Here is a 16,196-nt window from a genome sequence, read left to right as displayed (position 1 = left end):
TAAAATCAATCAGGACGAAGTCCCGATGTGCACTATATGAATTGACGGCACATATGAGACTTTGGAGGAGCATAACCGATGTCCCCGAATTCCCCTGCGCCCGACGCGCTCGTCGAGCGCCACGCGCGTGCCGGCCGCTCGCTCGTCGCGATCCTGCATGCGATCCAGGACGATGCAGGCTACGTGCCGGCAGGCTGCGTCGCGCCGCTCGCGAAGGCGCTGAATCTGTCGCGCGCCGAAGTGCACGGCGTGCTCACCTACTATCACCACTTCCGCACCGCGCCGCCCGCGCGCGTGACGATCCAGATGTGCCGCGCCGAGGCGTGCCGCAGCATGGGCTGCGAAGCGCTGGCCGCACACGCGGAAGCGCGCACGGGTTGTCGATTCGACGCGGCGCACGGCGATGGCGCCGACGCGCACGCGCGGGACGACATCGCGCTCGAATCGGTCTACTGCCTCGGGCTGTGCGCGCAATCGCCGTCGATGACGGTCAACGGCGTGTTGCACGCAAAGGTCACGCCGGAGAAGTTCGACGCCCTGCTCGCCGACGCGACCGCGCACACTTCGGAGGCAGCATGACGACCCGCATCTACGTTCCGCGCGATTCGTCCGCGCTGGCGCTCGGCGCCGACGCGCTCGCCGCCGCGATCGTTGCGGAAGCCGAGCGGCGCGGCGTCGCGATCGAACTGATCCGCAACGGCTCGCGTGGGCTGCTGTGGCTCGAGCCGCTCGTCGAGGTCGGCACGGCCGCCGGTCGCGTCGGCTACGCGAACCTGTCAGCCGCAGACGTGCCCGCCCTGTTCGACGCGAACTGGCTCGACGGCGGCGCGCATCCGAGCGGCGTCGGCGTAGTCGACGCCCTGCCCTATCTCGCGCGCCAGCAGCGCCTCACGTTCGCGCGCATCGGCCTGACCGATCCACTGTCGATCGACGATTACGTGAAGCACGACGGCCTCGCCGGCCTGAAGAACGCGCTCGCGCTCGACGGCGGCGCCGCGTGCGAGTTGCTGATCGAATCGGGGCTGCGCGGCCGCGGCGGCGCAGCCTTCCCGGCCGGCATCAAGTGGCGCACAGTCCGGCAGGCCAGCGCGACGCAAAAATACATCGTCTGCAACGCGGACGAAGGCGATTCGGGCACGTTCTCCGATCGCCTGATCATGGAAAGCGATCCGTACTGCCTGATCGAAGGGATGATCATCGCGGGCATCGCGACGGGCGCGACGCTCGGCTACATCTACGTGCGCAGTGAATACCCGCACGCGATCGCGGCACTGGAAACCGCGATCGAGCGCGCCCGTGAAGCCGGCTGGCTCGGCGAACGCGTGCTCGGCTCCGCGCATGCATTCGACCTGCACGTCGCGAAGGGTGCGGGCTCCTACGTGTGCGGCGAGGAAACGGCGCTGCTCGAATCGCTCGAAGGCAAGCGCGGCGTCGTGCGCGCGAAGCCGCCGCTGCCCGCGCTCGCCGGCCTGTTCGGCCAGCCGACCGTGATCAACAACGTGATCACGCTCGCGACCGCGCCGGTGATCTTCGCGCGCGGCGCCGCGTTCTATCGCGACTACGGGATGGGTCGCTCGCGCGGCACGCTGCCGTTCCAACTCGCGGGCAACATCCGCTACGGCGGGCTCGTGGAGCTCGCGTTCGGCGTCACGCTGCGCGAGCTGCTGTTCGACTACGGCGGCGGCACGGCAAGCGGCCGGCCCGCACGCGCCGCCCAGGTCGGCGGCCCGCTCGGCACCTATCTGCCCGATCACCAGTGGGACGTGCCACTCGACTACGAGGCGTACACGGCAATCGGCGCGGTCGTTGGCCACGGCGGCATCGTGCTGCACGACGACACGTCGAATCTCGCGGAGCTCGCCGAATACGCGATGAAGTTCTGCGCGATCGAATCGTGCGGCAAGTGCACGCCGTGCCGGATCGGATCGACGCGCGGCGTCGAGACGATCGCACGCATTCGCCAGGGCGATAAGTCGGAGCGACAGGTCACGCTGCTGCGCGACCTGTGCGACACGATGCTCGCCGGCTCGCTGTGCGCGATGGGCGGGATGACGCCTTACCCGGTGCTGTCCGCGCTCGACCATTTCCCCGAAGATTTCGGGCTCGCCGCCGGCAAGCAAGCCGCGTCGGGTCCGGTCAAGGCTGCGGCCTGACCCAGAAGGAGCCCTGAATGTCCCTCGACACGAACAACGTCCGCCAAGGCGGCTGCGGCTCGGGCCAATGCGCGTGCAAGAGCGCCGCCCAGGCGCGCGTGCGCGATCCGTTCGACGAAACCGACTACGGCACGCCGCAACGGCATGCCGATACCGACGTCACGCTCGAAATCGACGGCCAGCCGGTGACGGTGCCGGCCGGCACGTCGGTGATGCGCGCCGCGATCGAAGCCGGCGTCAACGTGCCCAAGCTTTGCGCGACCGATTCGCTCGAACCGTTCGGATCGTGCCGCCTGTGCCTGGTCGAAATCGAGGGCCGGCGCGGCTATCCGGCATCGTGCACGACGCCCGCCGAAGCCGGGATGAAGGTGCGCACGCAGTCGGACCGGCTGCAGTCGCTGCGCCGCAACGTGATGGAGCTCTACATCTCCGACCACCCGCTCGACTGCCTCACCTGCCCCGCCAACGGCAACTGCGAGCTGCAGGACATGGCGGGCGTGGTCGGGCTGCGCGAAGTGCGCTACGGTTTCGACGGTGCGAATCACCTGCGCGAGCAGAAGGACGAATCGAATCCGTATTTCACGTACGATCCGTCGAAGTGCATCGTCTGCAACCGCTGCGTGCGCGCATGCGAGGAAACGCAAGGCACGTTCGCGCTGACGATCGCCGCGCGCGGTTTCGAATCGCGCGTCGCCGCCGGCGAAAGCGAATCGTTCATGGAATCGGAATGCGTATCGTGCGGCGCCTGCGTCGCCGCGTGTCCGACCGCCACGCTGCAGGAGAAGTCCGTCATCCAGTTCGGCCAGGCCGAGCACTCGGTCGTCACGACCTGCGCGTACTGCGGCGTCGGCTGCTCGCTCAAGGCCGAGATGAAGGGCACGCAGGTCGTGCGCATGACGCCGCACAAGAACGGCCTCGCGAACGAAGGTCATGCGTGCGTGAAGGGCCGCTTCGCGTGGGGCTACGCAACGCACAAGGACCGCATCACGAAACCGATGATCCGCGAGAAGATCACCGACCCGTGGCGCGAAGTCAGCTGGGAAGAAGCGCTCACGTACGCGGCGACGCAATTCCGCAAGCTGCAGCAGAAATACGGCCGCGATTCGATCGGCGGCATCACGTCGTCGCGCTGCACGAACGAGGAAACCTACCTCGTGCAGAAGCTGGTACGCGCCGCGTTCGGCAACAACAACGTCGATACCTGCGCACGCGTGTGCCACTCGCCGACCGGCTATGGCCTGAAGGCGACGCTCGGCGAATCGGCCGGTACGCAGACCTTCGCGTCGGTCGGCCAGGCCGACGTGATCGTCGTGATGGGCGCGAACCCGACCGACGGCCACCCTGTGTTCGGCTCGCGCATGAAGCGACGCATCCGCGAAGGCGCGAAGCTGATCGTGATCGACCCGCGCCGCATCGACGTGGTCGATGGCCCGCACGTGAAGGCCACGCACCACCTGCAGCTGCGCCCCGGCACCAACGTCGCGATGGTCAACGCGCTCGCGCACGTGATCGTCACCGAAGGGCTCGTCGCCGAGGCATTCGTCGCCGAACGCTGCGACACGCGCGCGTTCGAGCAATGGCGCGACTTCGTGTCGCGCGCCGACAACTCGCCCGAGGCCACCGCGGACGTGACGGGCGTACCGGCCGAACTGGTGCGCGAGGCCGCACGCCTCTATGCAACCGGCGGCAACGCCGCGATCTACTACGGCCTCGGCGTGACCGAACACGCGCAAGGCTCGACGACGGTGATGGGCATCGCGAACCTCGCGATGGCGACTGGCAACATCGGTCGCGAAGGCGTCGGCGTCAATCCGCTGCGCGGCCAGAACAACGTGCAAGGCTCGTGCGACATGGGTTCGTTCCCGCACGAGCTGCCCGGCTACCGGCACATCAGCGACGCAATCGTGCGCAGCCAGTTCGAAGAAGCATGGTCGGCCACGCTGCAACCGGAACCGGGGCTGCGCATTCCGAACATGTTCGACGCGGCGCTCGACGGCAGCTTCAAGGGGCTTTACTGCCAGGGCGAGGACATCGTCCAGTCGGACCCGAACACGCAGCACGTCGCGGCCGCGCTGTCGTCGATGGAATGCATCGTCGTGCAGGACATCTTCCTGAACGAAACCGCGAAATACGCGCACGTGCTGCTGCCGGGTTCGACGTTCCTCGAGAAGGACGGCACGTTTACGAACGCGGAGCGCCGCATCTCTCGCGTACGCAAGGTGATGCCGCCGCTCGCGGGTTACGCCGACTGGGAAGTGACGCTGCTGCTGTCGCAGGCGCTCGGCTACGACATGCACTACACGCATCCGTCGGAAATCATGGACGAGATCGCGCGGCTCACGCCGACCTTCTCGGACGTGTCGTACAAGAAGCTCGACACGCTCGGCAGCATCCAGTGGCCGTGCAACGAAGATGCACCGGACGGCACGCCGACGATGCATATCGACGCGTTTGTGCGCGGCAAAGGCCGGTTCGTGATTACGCAGTTCATTCCGACGCCGGAAAAGGTCACGCAGCGCTATCCGCTGATCCTGACCACGGGCCGCATCCTGTCGCAATACAACGTCGGCGCGCAGACGCGCCGGACCGAGAACGTCCGGTGGCACGAAGAGGATCGCCTCGAGATTCATCCGCACGATGCGGAGGATCGCGGGATCCGGACAGGCGACTGGGTCGGCATCGAATCGCGGGCCGGCCAGACGGTACTGCGCGCGCTCGTATCCGACCGCATGCAGCCGGGTGTCGTGTACACGACGTTCCACTTCCCCGAGTCGGGCGCGAACGTGATCACGACGGACAGCTCCGACTGGGCCACGAACTGCCCGGAATACAAGGTCACGGCCGTGCAGGTCATGCCGGTTGCGCAGCCGTCGGACTGGCAGCGCGCGTATGCACGTTTCAACTCGGAGCAGCTCGACCTGCTCGAGCGCCGCGCCGCCACGCCGGCTGCCGCGACGACGGGCAAGTGAGGACGCGATGGACAACGGACACCTGATCGACATGGCCAACCAGATCGGCGCGTTCTTCGAATCGATGCCCGATCGCGAAGAAGCGCTGGCCGGAATCGCAGACCACATCCGGCGCTTCTGGGAACCGCGGATGCGGCGCGCGCTACTCGCCGCGCTCGACGATCCGTCGAGCGAAGCCGCGCAACGCGCCGCACCGATCGTGCGCGACGCGATCGCCGCGCACCGCGCATCGCTCGTGCCGGCCGCGGCCTGCGCCTGAGCGCCGCGCTACGCGGGCACCGGCATGCCCGCGAACCAGCTTTCGCAATGGCGCAGCAGCGCGTTCGCGTCGGTGGCGGTACGGCCGCGCACCGCGATGTAGCCATCGGGACGCAGCAGGTAGAACGACGGCCTCGAACGGCCGTATACCTGCGCGAGCCCATCGTCGCCGTCGCTTTCGGCATCGGCGACGCGCCACGTTCGCACGGCACCTGGCATGATCCGCTCCAGCCCCTGCGCAAGCGCCTGCGCGTCCGCAGGCATCGGCGCTACATCGCCCGTGTCGCCCGTGTCGGCACTTGCCGGCTCCTCGAGCAGCAGCAGCGTAAAGCTCGCCGGGTCATGCAGGTCGTATAGTCTCGCGGTCCCGGGCGCCCGGCCGAGCGGCCCGTCGACGACGTGCACGAGCGCGTCGGGCGCACGCTCGCCCGCGCGCGGCCCGCCATCGAGCACGCGTTCGAGCGTGAGCGGGCTTTTCCGGTATTGCACGCCGAGCTCGCTGACAGTGCGACGCACCGCGTCGCGCACCGGCCCGAACGACGCCAGCAGCGGCACGACATGATCGCGCAGCAGCTTCATCGCGCCGTGGTCGGCTTCGACGATCTGCGTGATGAAGCCGGTCTGCCGCAATACGTCACGCTCGATCGGATGGCGCTCCGCGTGATACGTGTCGAGCAGCCGCTCCGGCGTGCCTGCGCCGAGCACGCGCGCAAGCTTCCAGCCGAGATTGAACGCTTCCTGAATACCCGTGTTCATCCCCTGCGCGCCCGCCGGGCTGTGAACGTGCGCGGCGTCGCCCGCGAAGAACACGCGCCCGTGACGCAGCCGGTCGACCATCCGGCTATGCAGGCGGAAATACGCCGACCACGCGAGATCGCTCGGCGCGATCGACGCGCCGACGCGAGCGCGCACGATCGCCTCGCATTCGTCGAGCGTCGGGGTGGCCGGCGCATCGGGCGATGCGTCGCCGCCGGGCGGCCGGTCGGCGACGAGCCGGTAGCGGCCGCCGCCCATCGGAAACAGCCCCGCGATGCCGTCCGGCGTCGTGAACAGGTGGATCTCCTCGTCCGGCCAGTCGGGTATCGCCGCGAAATCGGCGAGCAGGAAGGTCTGCTCGAACGCATGCCCGGCGAAGCCCAGGCCGAGCAGATGGCGCACCGTGCTGTGCGCGCCGTCGGCGGCGATCAGGTACGACGGTGCGAACGCCTGTTCAAGACCGTCGGCGCCGCGGATCGTCACGTCGAGCGACGTACCGCCCGCGTCGCACGCGGTCAACGTGACGCCGCGTTCGACCGTCACACCGAACCCGGCCAGGTGCTCGGCGAGCAGCCGCTCGGTGATGCTCTGGTCGAGAAACAGCAAATACGGATAGCGCGTTTGCAGCGGATCGAAATCGAGCCGCGCGATCACGCGGCCGTCCGCGTGCAGTACGGCCGCATGCGCACGATGGCCCAACGCGAGAAATGGTTCGACCGCGCGATGCTGCTCCAGCAGTTCGAGCGTGCGCGCCTGGATGCCGATCGCGCGCGAATACGGTGCGGGCGCGGCGAGCCGGTCGATGATGCGCACCGGCACGCGGGCACGCGCGAGCGCCATCGCGGCGGCAAGGCCAGTCGGGCCCGCGCCGACGATCAGCACGGGCGGGATATCGAGCGGTGTGTCAGCCATGAGAACCTCGATGACACGCGATTGTGCAAGTCTACGCCGCTCCGCGTGACGGGGCCATATGCCAATCGGCCGATCTGGGGTGCCCCCGCGCAGTGTGGGAAAATACGCGCTTTCCGTCAGTTTTCGCGTCATGGATTCCGCATTCGACCGAGCGTATGCCGCGCACCGCGCGGGCCACCTCGCCGAGGCCGAGCACGGCTATCGCACCGCACTCGCCACCAATCCCGCCGACGCCGACGCACTGCATCTGTTCGGCGTGCTGCGGCATCAGCAGGGCCAGCATGCCGAGGCGGCCGATCTCGTCGGGCGTGCGGTCGAGCTGCGCCCGAATGATGCCGCGCTGCAGCTCAATCTCGGCAACGCGCTGAAGGCGCTCGGCCGACTCGACGAAGCGATCGACCGCTTTCGCAACGCGCTGACGCTCGCGCCCGAATTTCCGCTCGCGCACTACAACCTCGGCAACGCGTATGCGGCGCTGCAGCGCCACGAGGATGCCGTCGATGCGTTCGGCCGCGCACTTCGGCTCACGCCCGACGACGCATCGATCCACAACAACCTCGGCAACGCGCTGAATGCCCTCGGCCGTCACGACGACGCGCTCGCCGCATTCCATCGCGCCCTCGAGCTGCGGCCCGGGCATGCCGGTGCGCACAACAATCTCGCGATGGCCCTGAACGCGATGGGCCGGGCCGACGACGCGATCGCGCACTTCCGGGCGGCGATCGCCGCGCAGCCGCGCTTCGTCGCCGCGCATTTCAATCTCGGCAACACGCTCGAGGCGGTCGGCCGTCACGGCGAAGCCGCCGCCGCATTCGAAGCCGCGCTCGCGCTGCACCCGCCGTTCCCACTCGCCCTTTTCGGGCTCGCGAACGCGCTGTGCGCGCAGGCACGCCAGCGCGAAGCGCTGCCCTACTACGAACGGGCGGTCGGCCTCGATCCGTCGTTCAGTCTCGCGTGGCTGAACCTCGGCAACGCACATCACGCACTCGGCGCGCACGAGATGGCGCTGCGCGCGTTCGACCAGGCGCTGCGCGTCGCTCCCGACCTCAAACTCGCGCACCTGCATCGCGCCGTCACGCTGCTTACGCTGGGCGACTTCACCCGCGGCCTGCCCGCATACGAAGCGCGTCACGACACGCCGGGCGCAACGCCGCTCGGCACGCTGCCGCGCTGGCAAGGCGAGCCGATTGCGTCGCGCACGCTGCTGATCCGCGCGGAACAGGGCTTCGGCGACACGCTGCAGTTCGTCCGCTTCGTGCCGCTCGCGCGCGCCCGCTGCGCGCGCGTCGTGCTCGAAGTGCAGCCGGAACTCGTCGCGCTGCTCACGCCGGCCGCGGCACGCTGGCGCGTGACGCTCGTCGCACAGGGCGCCGCGAAGCCGCCGGCGGCGGACGTCGCGTGCACGCTGATGAGCCTGCCGTTCCTGCTCGGCCTGCAGCCAGCCGACATCGTCGCGGGCAAGCGCTACCTCGACGCGCCGGACAGCGCGCGCCGGCGCTTTCGCGGCTCGCTCGGTGGCCAGTCGAAGCGCAAGTTCGGTCTCGCGTGGTCAGGGCGCCGGCAAGCGCAGGAAAACCGCTCGATGCCGTTCGACGCGCTCGCACCGCTGCTCGCACTGCCGGACATCGACTGGGTCGTGCTGCAGCCGGCGCTCGACGAAGACGAACGGGCGCGCGTCGACGCGCATCCGCGCGTGCATCGCCTCGATGGGCGGCTGAACGACTTCGCCGATACGGCCGCGCTGATCGAACGACTCGACGGCGTCGTCACGATCGACACGGCGGTCGCGCACCTCGCGGGCGCACTCGGCAAGCCGCTGTGGATCATGCTGCCGTTCGCACCCGACTGGCGCTGGTTCACCGGCGACGACTGCCCCTGGTATCCGCACGCGAAGCTCGCCCGCCAGTCCGCACCGGGGCAATGGCTCGACGTGGCGGCGGCGGTCGCCGACGCGCTGCGCGACGCCTGAGTGGCCGAACGCAGACAAAAAAGGAGCGCGGCGCGCTCCTTTTTTCGTTCGACGTGATGCGACGCAGATGGTGTCAAGCCGCCTTGTACTGGTTGCGCGCCTCGGGCGTGCGATACAGCACGAGCGTCGCGATCAGCCCGCAAATCGCGGCGACGCTCAGCCACAGCCCCGGCGCCGCCTTGTTGCCGGTCTGGTGGATCAGCAACGTCGAGATCGCCGGCGTAAAACCGCCGATCGTCGTCGCGAGGCTGTACGCGAGCGAAAAGCCAGCCGTGCGCACGTCGGCCGGCATCACTTCGGTCAGCGCGACGACCATCGCACCGTTGTACGAGCCGTACAGGAACGACAGCCACAGCTCGACCGCCAGCAGCCGCAGGAACGACGGATCGGCCACGAGCCACAGCACGGCAGGGTAGGCCGACAGCAGCGTGAGCACCGTGAACGCGATCAGCACCGGGCGGCGGCCGATGCGATCCGACAGCGCGCCGGACAGCGGCAGCCAGACGAGATTGGACAGGCCGACGCAGACGGTTACGACGAGTGCGTCGAGCGACGACAGGTGCAGCACTTCCTTGCCGAACGTCGGCGTGTAGGCCGTGATCATGTAGAACGACACCGTCGTCATGATCACCATTCCCATGCCGGCAATCACGACACCCCAGTTCTCGAGCATCGAACGCATGATCTCGCCCATCGTCGGACGATGACGCTTCGCAAGGAATTCGTCGGTCTCCTTCAGCGAACGACGGATCAGGAACAGGAACGGGACGATCAGACAGCCGATCAGGAACGGAATGCGCCAGCCCCACGCGGTCATGTCCTCGACTGGCAGCGCGCGGTTCAGCAGCACGCCGACGAACGCCGCGAACACGACCGCCACCTGCTGGCTGCCCGATTGCCACGATGTGTAGAACCCCTTGTTGCCCTTCGTCGCGATCTCCGACAGGTACACCGACACGCCGCCGAGCTCGACGCCCGCGGAAAAGCCCTGCAGCAACCGGCCGAGCAGCACGAGCACCGGCGCGAGCACGCCGATCGTCGCGTAGCCGGGTATCGCGGCCACCGTGAGCGTGCCGAGCGCCATCAGCCCGAGCGTCAGGATCAGCCCCTTGCGGCGGCCGTGGTGGTCGATGTACGCGCCGAGCACGATCGCGCCGACCGGGCGCATCAGGAAGCCCGCGCCGAACACCGATAGCGACAGCATCAGCGACGCGAACGCGTTGCCGCTCGGAAAATAGGTTTTCGCGATGGCCGACGCGTAATACCCGTAGACCATGAAGTCGTACATTTCCAGGAAGTTGCCGCTGACGACCCGGAACACGGTACGAACCTTCGATTCCTGCGCGACGGCGTGTGTTGCTGTGGACATGTTGTTCTCTCGGCTCGGATGGCGCGACATCGGCGCCGTGTGGATCCGACGATGCGTGTGGCACCGGACCGGCACGCACGAACATCGCTGCCAGCCGGAGGCACGCAGCACAACGATGCGCACGCCGGCATGGACGGCAAATGATGCCACGCGAAGCCGACAATTGCCTTGGGCCGGGCCCGCGATCACCGTCGCCGCGTTCGTCTGGTACGAATCGCCTCGAAACGCGTACAAAAAATCAGATTGATCTGATCGACCGGTCGCCGTCGACTGACCACAATTTCACAACTTGCCACGCTATTCGCGCCGCGGCCGGCATCGTTGCCTGTGTCGCATCGCGTACCGCCCTCATGATCCCAACGCTCCTCGTTTCCGTCGAAGGTCCGCTTGCCCGCCCTCGTGTCGCACCGCTCGACGGCGTGCCGCCGTTCGGCCGCGAATGGACGTTCAGCGGCGCGCCCGGCACCCGACTCGGCACGCGCTGCGCAGCCATCCTGAAGACCTCATGCATCGACGTCGGAGCACCGCATCGCGCGTGCCGCTGGCAATCGCCGCCCGCCACGCGCCCGGTGTCTGCCGGTGTACCGGACGTTGCGGCGCGCGCCGCCGGCCAGCACATCGAGCATGCCGCCGGTCGCGCGCATGACCGACGTGCGCGGCACGCCGCCTGCTGGAGCATCGGCGCACTCGGCATCATCGGCTGGCTGATCGCCGCGCACGAGCCGTTACCGGGTTTCGCGCCTGCGCCCGCGACGCAGATCGTTGGCGTCGTGCCGGAGCATGCCGTGCAGTCCATGGGTGCCGTGCAAACGGCCGCGGTGGCGCCCGCCATGCCGACCGTCGCACCGGCGCAGCCCGTCGCAGCGCGGCCGTTTGCGACGCCTTCCACAAGCGCGCCCGTCACACGCGGCGCGACGACCCATCCAGCGTCGCGACGCTCCGAGACGACACCGAACCTTCAGCGCGTCGCCATCGCAGCGCCGCCGACGCCGCATCGACAGGCCCACAGGCGCACGACAACGGCACGCGTGTACGCACCTTCCGCGCCGCGACTCGCCGCGCGCCCATCGGTCACGCGCCACGCGTCGCGCACGCCGACGCCCGATCGCGTCGGTTCGCCTGCGCCTCCCGGAGCCCCGCTCGATCCGCTCGACGACCCGCTCACGCTTATCGCGATGGTGAACGCGCTGCACCCCGATCGCGCGGCACCGGCGGCCGACGCGCCCGGCGCCGGTTTCGACTGGACAGCACAACTGTCCCACCGCCGCCTGACCGACGGACCGGATACGCTCATCCGCTGACACGCGCCCAACAAAAAACCCGGCGAAGCAGGCTTCGCCGGGTTTTCGTTCGTCCGTCCGTCGGTCGATCGCATCGAATCGTCACTTGTGCGCGGGCAACCCCGTTTCCGACTGCCGCTCGAGTTGCCGCACCTGCTCCTGCAGATCACGCAACTGCACCTGCGCGGCCCGCTTCTCGATCTGCAGCGCCCGCGTCTGCTCCTGCGCCGCCTTCTGCCGCTGCGCCACCTCGGCCTGCTGGCCGCGCGCGACGTTCAGATCGGCCTGCAGTTGCTGCGCGCGATTCGCCTGCAGCGCGATCACACGTTCGAGGAACGTCTTCTGCGCCTCGAGTTCGGTGCGACGAATTTCGACGTCCGCGAGCTGCACCGTCTGCTGGACGAAGTTCGCGTACACCATCTCCGCACGGCTTTTCTCCTGCGACCTGATCACGCGCCACAGATGCTTGTCCTGAAACAGCGCGACGTAATACGTCATCTCGCGCGGATCGAACATCAGGCTTGCGCCATAGCTGCCGTTGTAGGTGGTGCGCATCTCGACGATTCGTCCGTCATGCAGCATCTGCGTGAGTTCGCCGACGTTGCCTTGCGCGGTGGCATCCGTGGCGGATGCCGCGGATGCCGGTGCCGCAGTCGCGACATCGCCGCTCAGGCTCGTCACCGCGGGGCGCGTGCCCGCGACGGGCGCGGTCGCGTCGGACCACGCTGCGCCCGCGTGCGCGCAGGCGGCCAGCGCAACGATCCACGTTGCGCATCGTGCAGGGGAAAAATCTCGGAAGACCAACGTCAGACTCCGGCGAACGAATCGGGAGTCGCGATTATCGTTCAAAACGAAACGGCCGCATCTCGAATTTATCGGGATGCGGCCAGCCTTCCTGCGCGGCGATACAAGAGCGGCTTACAGGCGGGTATCGCGAGCCGCTCGCAGGAACGCATCGAGCAGCGGCGTGCAGTCGAGCAACTCGGAGCCGCCAGCACGATGAAACTCCGGGTGCCATTGCACGCCGACGACGAACGGTGCACGCCGGTAGCGAATGCCTTCGATGATCCCGTCACCGGCCGACACGGCCTCGATGTTCAGATCGCGGCCGAGATCGCGGATCGCCTGATGGTGAATCGAGTTCACGATCGCTTCGCTGCGCCCGGGGAACATGCTCGCGAGCGTCGACGAGTCGGGGAAGCGGATGGCGTGGCGATGCTGGTCGTAATGCTCGCTCACGTGCGCATTCGCGGTCGGCACGTCCGTCGCGATGTCCTGGTACAGCGACCCGCCGAACGCGACGTTGATCAGCTGGCAGCCGCGGCACACGCCGAGCACCGGCTTGCCGGACTCGACGAACTCGTGAAACAGCTCGAGCTCGTACATGTCGCGCACGCGGTCGCCCGGCCATTCGGGGCGCGCATCCGACGCCGCGTAGGTTTGCGGCGACACGTCGGCGCCGCCTTGCAGCAGCAGGCCGTCGAGATGCTTCGCGTAGTCGCGCAGGCGGATGTTGCTCGGATGCAGCATGCCCTGGTGACCGACGGTCGGGATCATGAACACGAGCACGTCGCGCGACATCACCCAGTGCGCGATCGATTCCTCGAGATACTGCAGTGTCTTGCCGCGCAGTCCCTTCGCGCCCGGCTCCGGATGGAAGATCCTCGCCGACACGCCGATGCGCAGCGTACGCTGCGTGATCCGCTGGCCGGCGCGATCGAAGATCCGGCGTGCGCGTGCCGCGATGATCCGGCCGAACACCGACCACGGCGTGTCGCTTTGCTTCAGGTATGCCGGCGGCGCGTTCTGCGCGCTCGCGGGCGGCGGACGCGGCGTGTCGAAATCGGGCTGCGCGCCGAAACCGGGCGGCGCGGCACCGGGTTTCGGCGGCACTGCACCGCCTTCGGCTGCAGCACCTGTCGTGCCTGCGGCGCCCGGCTCGGACGCCGCAGTGACCGGCGACGCACCGTCCGCCGCGACGACTTGCGCAGCGGCAGCCTGCGTCGCAGACGCCTCCGGCGTGTGCGCCGGCCTAGAACGGGGGAAATCGGTAGAAGCGGAAGAGGTGCCGGGCAGACCGGCCGGGGAAGGCGTGATTTCGCTCATGACGATGGTCTGGTGCGTCGCTCGCGCGTGGTGGATTGACGAGGATTCATTATGCTTCAGTGCACGATCGCGCGGTAAACGAGCAACATCCTGTCGATATTGTTGCAACTCGTCGCATCCGCCGCCAGGCGTGTCACCGAACTCATTCGACGATATCGATCGTCGCCCGGGCACACTGGACATCAGTGATATATCACAATAATATTCACGAATCGCCCACGCTACCGATCGCCTGCGCCATGATCGCGCCCTGCCCGGCCACCGCACCGCCGCCCGCATGAACGCCCTGACCGACGTCCTCCACGACCGGCCCGCCGCATCGGCCGTCAGCCTCGCCGACCGCGCGTACGCGCTGATTCAGCGCGACATCATCACGATGCGCCTGAAGCCCGGCGCCGCGCTCAACGAAGCCGACCTCGTCGCCCGCACCGGCATCGGCCGCACGCCCGTCCATCAGGCCGTCCACCGGCTGGTGCTCGAAGGGCTGCTGTCCGTGATGCCGCGCAAGGGGTTGATGGTGCAGCCGCTGTCGCTCGACGACATCGTCGCGGTGATCGACGTGCGCCGCATCAACGAAGCGCATTGCGTCGAACTCGCCGCCCGCCATGCGACGCCCGACGATCTCGCGCGCATGGCCGCGCTGCTCGACGACGAGCAGGCCTGCGTCGACACGCACGACGTCGAGGGCATGATGGAGCTCGACCGCGCGTTTCATCAGGCGATCGCCGCGGCGGCACGCAACACCGTGCTCGCGGAGATCCTGCGCGCGCTGCACGAACGCTCGCTGCGCTTCTGGTTCGTCACGCTGTCCGAGCCGCACCACCTGTCCGACGTCCAGCGCGAACACCTCGAATTGTTCGAACGGCTGTCCGCGCGCGATGCCGCCGGCGCGCGCACGGCCGTCGAACGCCATATCGATTCGTTTCGCGCCACTCTTGTCCAACGTCTTCGCCCCTGAACCGCCCATGACCACCTTCACGCCCTTCCCTCCGCTCGCCCAGCTCGCCGCCGACCTCGCCGCCGGCCGGACCACGAGCCGCGCGCTCGTCGACGTCGCGCTCGACCGGATCGCCGATCCGTCCGGCCAGGGTGCCGCCGTCTTTACGGAAGTCGACGCCGACAACGCGCGCGCGGCCGCCGATGCCCACGACCGTCTGCGTGCCGCGGGCACCGTGCTGTCGCCGCTCGCGGGCATCCCCGTGTCGGTCAAGGATCTGTTCGACGTCGCGGGCCAGGTGACGCGCGCCGGCTCGCGCGTGCTCGATGGCGCACCGCCCGCCAAGGCCGACGCCGTCGCCGTCGCGCGGCTCAAGCGCGCGGGCGCGGTGCTGGTCGGCCGCACCAACATGAGCGAGTTCGCGTTCTCGGGGCTCGGCCTCAATCCGCACTTCGGCACGCCGCGCTCACCTTACCGCCGTGACGTGCCGGGCGACGCGCGGATTGCCGGCGGCTCGTCGTCCGGCGCGGCCGCGTCCGTCGCCGACGGGATGGCGGCCGTCGCGCTCGGCACCGACACCGGCGGCTCGATCCGCATTCCGGCCGCGCTGTGCGGGCTCACGGGCTTCAAGCCGACCGCGAGCCGGATCCCGACGCAAGGCGGCGTGCCGCTGTCGACCACGCTCGACTCGTTCGGCCCGATCGGCCTGACGGTCGCCTGTTGCGCGCTCGTCGACCGCATGCTCGCGGGCCTCGAGCCGCACGTACCGGCCGCGCGGCCGCTCGAAGGCGTGCGGCTCGGCGTGCTGACCAACTATGTGACGGACGGCGTCGATGCAGATGTCGCCGCCGCGCTCGACGCCTCGCTGAAGCACCTCGAAGCCGCCGGCGCGATCGTCACGGAAGTGCGCTTTTCCGCGCTCGACCGGTTGCCGGACATCAACCGCTTCGGCTTCTCGCCGATCGAGGCATACGCGTGGCATCGCCCGCTGCTCGCGCAGCACCGCGACCAATACGACCCGCGCGTGCTTTCGCGGATCCTGAAGGGCGAGCCGGCGAGCGCGGCCGACTATCTCGACCTGCTCGCCGCCCGCCAGGCGATGCTGGAGGAAGCGGCGCACACGGTCTGGTCGCGCTTCGACGCGCTCGTCGCGCCGACGGTGCCCGTCGTGCCGCCGCGCATCGCCGAACTCGAAGCGGACGACGCTGCCTTTACGCGCACCAACGCGCTGATCCTTCGCAACCCGAGCGCGTTCAACTTCCTCGACGCCTGCGCGCTGTCGCTGCCGTGCCATCCGCGCGACACGGCGCCGGTCGGCCTGATGCTCGCGGCCGCGCCGCATCGCGACGACGCGCTGCTCGCGATCGGCCAGGCGGTCGAGGCCGTGCTGAACACGATCCGGTGACCGCACGGGCGCAATGACGGCGGAAGGTGCCCCGGACGAAGTAGCTGCGGCGGGGTGCCGCATGCGCGCTGTCAGTTTCGTG

The 16,196-nt window shown here is 68.6% G+C and carries 12 protein-coding genes; 8 read left to right on the top strand and 4 right to left on the bottom strand.

Annotated elements, in window-relative coordinates; genetic code table 11:
• Positions 1-78: 78 nt before the first annotated feature.
• Genes LGM71_RS02325 through LGM71_RS02310 form a run of 4 tightly spaced genes read left to right on the top strand, consistent with a single transcriptional unit; the run spans position 79 to position 5,381 of the window.
• Positions 79-579, top strand: coding sequence for an NAD(P)H-dependent oxidoreductase subunit E (locus LGM71_RS02325; protein WP_226113893.1), 501 nt, complete (start codon positions 79-81; stop codon positions 577-579).
• A complete protein-coding gene (locus LGM71_RS02320) occupies positions 576-2,153 on the top strand; it encodes a formate dehydrogenase beta subunit (protein WP_226113886.1) in 1,578 nt (525 codons plus the stop codon). Before LGM71_RS02325 ends, LGM71_RS02320 begins: the two co-directional genes overlap by 4 nt.
• Before the next feature lie 17 nt (positions 2,154-2,170).
• A complete protein-coding gene (gene fdhF / locus LGM71_RS02315; protein WP_226113884.1) occupies positions 2,171-5,122 on the top strand; it encodes a formate dehydrogenase subunit alpha in 2,952 nt (983 codons plus the stop codon).
• A gap of 7 nt (positions 5,123-5,129) precedes the next feature.
• Positions 5,130-5,381: a formate dehydrogenase subunit delta gene (locus LGM71_RS02310; RefSeq protein ID WP_174907126.1), complete on the top strand. Its 252-nt coding sequence runs from the start codon at positions 5,130-5,132 to the stop codon at positions 5,379-5,381.
• A gap of 8 nt (positions 5,382-5,389) precedes the next feature.
• On the opposite strand, the gene LGM71_RS02305 is transcribed toward LGM71_RS02310, so the two are convergent.
• On the bottom strand, positions 5,390-7,048 hold the full coding sequence (locus tag LGM71_RS02305; protein WP_226113882.1) for an FAD-dependent monooxygenase: 1,659 nt from the start codon (positions 7,046-7,048) through the stop codon (positions 5,390-5,392).
• Between the two features lie 130 nt (positions 7,049-7,178).
• Here LGM71_RS02305 and LGM71_RS02300 point away from each other — a divergent pair, with 130 nt between their 5' ends.
• Complete coding sequence (locus tag LGM71_RS02300) at positions 7,179-9,017, top strand: tetratricopeptide repeat protein (RefSeq protein WP_413226847.1); 1,839 nt, start codon at positions 7,179-7,181, stop codon at positions 9,015-9,017.
• Between the two features lie 73 nt (positions 9,018-9,090).
• On the opposite strand, the gene LGM71_RS02295 is transcribed toward LGM71_RS02300, so the two are convergent.
• A complete protein-coding gene (locus tag LGM71_RS02295; protein ID WP_124623434.1) occupies positions 9,091-10,386 on the bottom strand; it encodes an MFS transporter in 1,296 nt (431 codons plus the stop codon).
• Between the two features lie 350 nt (positions 10,387-10,736).
• Between LGM71_RS02295 and LGM71_RS02290 the strand changes: the two genes are divergently transcribed.
• Positions 10,737-11,687: a hypothetical protein gene (locus LGM71_RS02290; protein ID WP_226113878.1), complete on the top strand. Its 951-nt coding sequence runs from the start codon at positions 10,737-10,739 to the stop codon at positions 11,685-11,687.
• 81 nt (positions 11,688-11,768) lie between these two features.
• Here the strand turns inward: LGM71_RS02290 and LGM71_RS02285 are convergent, their stop codons facing one another.
• Both LGM71_RS02285 and LGM71_RS02280 read right to left on the bottom strand, forming a co-directional pair.
• The gene (locus LGM71_RS02285; protein ID WP_226113877.1) at positions 11,769-12,470 is read right to left on the bottom strand and encodes a DUF2968 domain-containing protein; all 702 of its coding nucleotides are present in this window, start codon (positions 12,468-12,470) and stop codon (positions 11,769-11,771) included.
• 114 nt (positions 12,471-12,584) lie between these two features.
• On the bottom strand, positions 12,585-13,772 hold the full coding sequence (locus LGM71_RS02280; protein WP_226113875.1) for a gamma-glutamyl-gamma-aminobutyrate hydrolase family protein: 1,188 nt from the start codon (positions 13,770-13,772) through the stop codon (positions 12,585-12,587).
• Positions 13,773-14,049: 277 nt separating this feature from the next.
• On the opposite strand from LGM71_RS02280, the gene LGM71_RS02275 reads away from it, so the two are divergent.
• Together LGM71_RS02275 and LGM71_RS02270 are read left to right on the top strand one after the other, a co-directional pair.
• Entirely contained in the window at positions 14,050-14,730 is a 681-nt protein-coding gene (locus tag LGM71_RS02275; RefSeq protein ID WP_226113873.1) for a GntR family transcriptional regulator, read from the top strand.
• A 7-nt stretch (positions 14,731-14,737) separates the two neighbouring features.
• Positions 14,738-16,114: an amidase gene (locus tag LGM71_RS02270; RefSeq protein ID WP_059598989.1), complete on the top strand. Its 1,377-nt coding sequence runs from the start codon at positions 14,738-14,740 to the stop codon at positions 16,112-16,114.
• The last annotated feature ends 82 nt before the right edge of the window (positions 16,115-16,196 follow it).

It is taken from the genome of Burkholderia sp. AU33545, from assembly GCF_020419685.1.
Taxonomy (GTDB): Bacteria; Pseudomonadota; Gammaproteobacteria; order Burkholderiales; family Burkholderiaceae; genus Burkholderia; species Burkholderia diffusa.
The sequence above is the reverse complement of the archived record's forward strand: the minus strand, read 5'-3'. Positions and strand labels throughout refer to the sequence as shown.

Coding starts and splice junctions, on each gene's coding strand:
- LGM71_RS02300 (WP_413226847.1), top strand. CDS start 7,179: ATGGATTCCGCATTCGACCGAGCGTATGCCGCGCACCGCGCGGGCCAC.
- LGM71_RS02325 (WP_226113893.1), top strand. CDS start 79: ATGTCCCCGAATTCCCCTGCGCCCGACGCGCTCGTCGAGCGCCACGCG.
- LGM71_RS02270 (WP_059598989.1), top strand. CDS start 14,738: ATGACCACCTTCACGCCCTTCCCTCCGCTCGCCCAGCTCGCCGCCGAC.
- LGM71_RS02305 (WP_226113882.1), bottom strand. CDS start 7,048: ATGGCTGACACACCGCTCGATATCCCGCCCGTGCTGATCGTCGGCGCG.
- LGM71_RS02295 (WP_124623434.1), bottom strand. CDS start 10,386: ATGTCCACAGCAACACACGCCGTCGCGCAGGAATCGAAGGTTCGTACC.
- LGM71_RS02280 (WP_226113875.1), bottom strand. CDS start 13,772: ATGAGCGAAATCACGCCTTCCCCGGCCGGTCTGCCCGGCACCTCTTCC.
- fdhF (WP_226113884.1), top strand. CDS start 2,171: ATGTCCCTCGACACGAACAACGTCCGCCAAGGCGGCTGCGGCTCGGGC.
- LGM71_RS02320 (WP_226113886.1), top strand. CDS start 576: ATGACGACCCGCATCTACGTTCCGCGCGATTCGTCCGCGCTGGCGCTC.
- LGM71_RS02275 (WP_226113873.1), top strand. CDS start 14,050: ATGAACGCCCTGACCGACGTCCTCCACGACCGGCCCGCCGCATCGGCC.
- LGM71_RS02310 (WP_174907126.1), top strand. CDS start 5,130: ATGGACAACGGACACCTGATCGACATGGCCAACCAGATCGGCGCGTTC.
- LGM71_RS02290 (WP_226113878.1), top strand. CDS start 10,737: ATGATCCCAACGCTCCTCGTTTCCGTCGAAGGTCCGCTTGCCCGCCCT.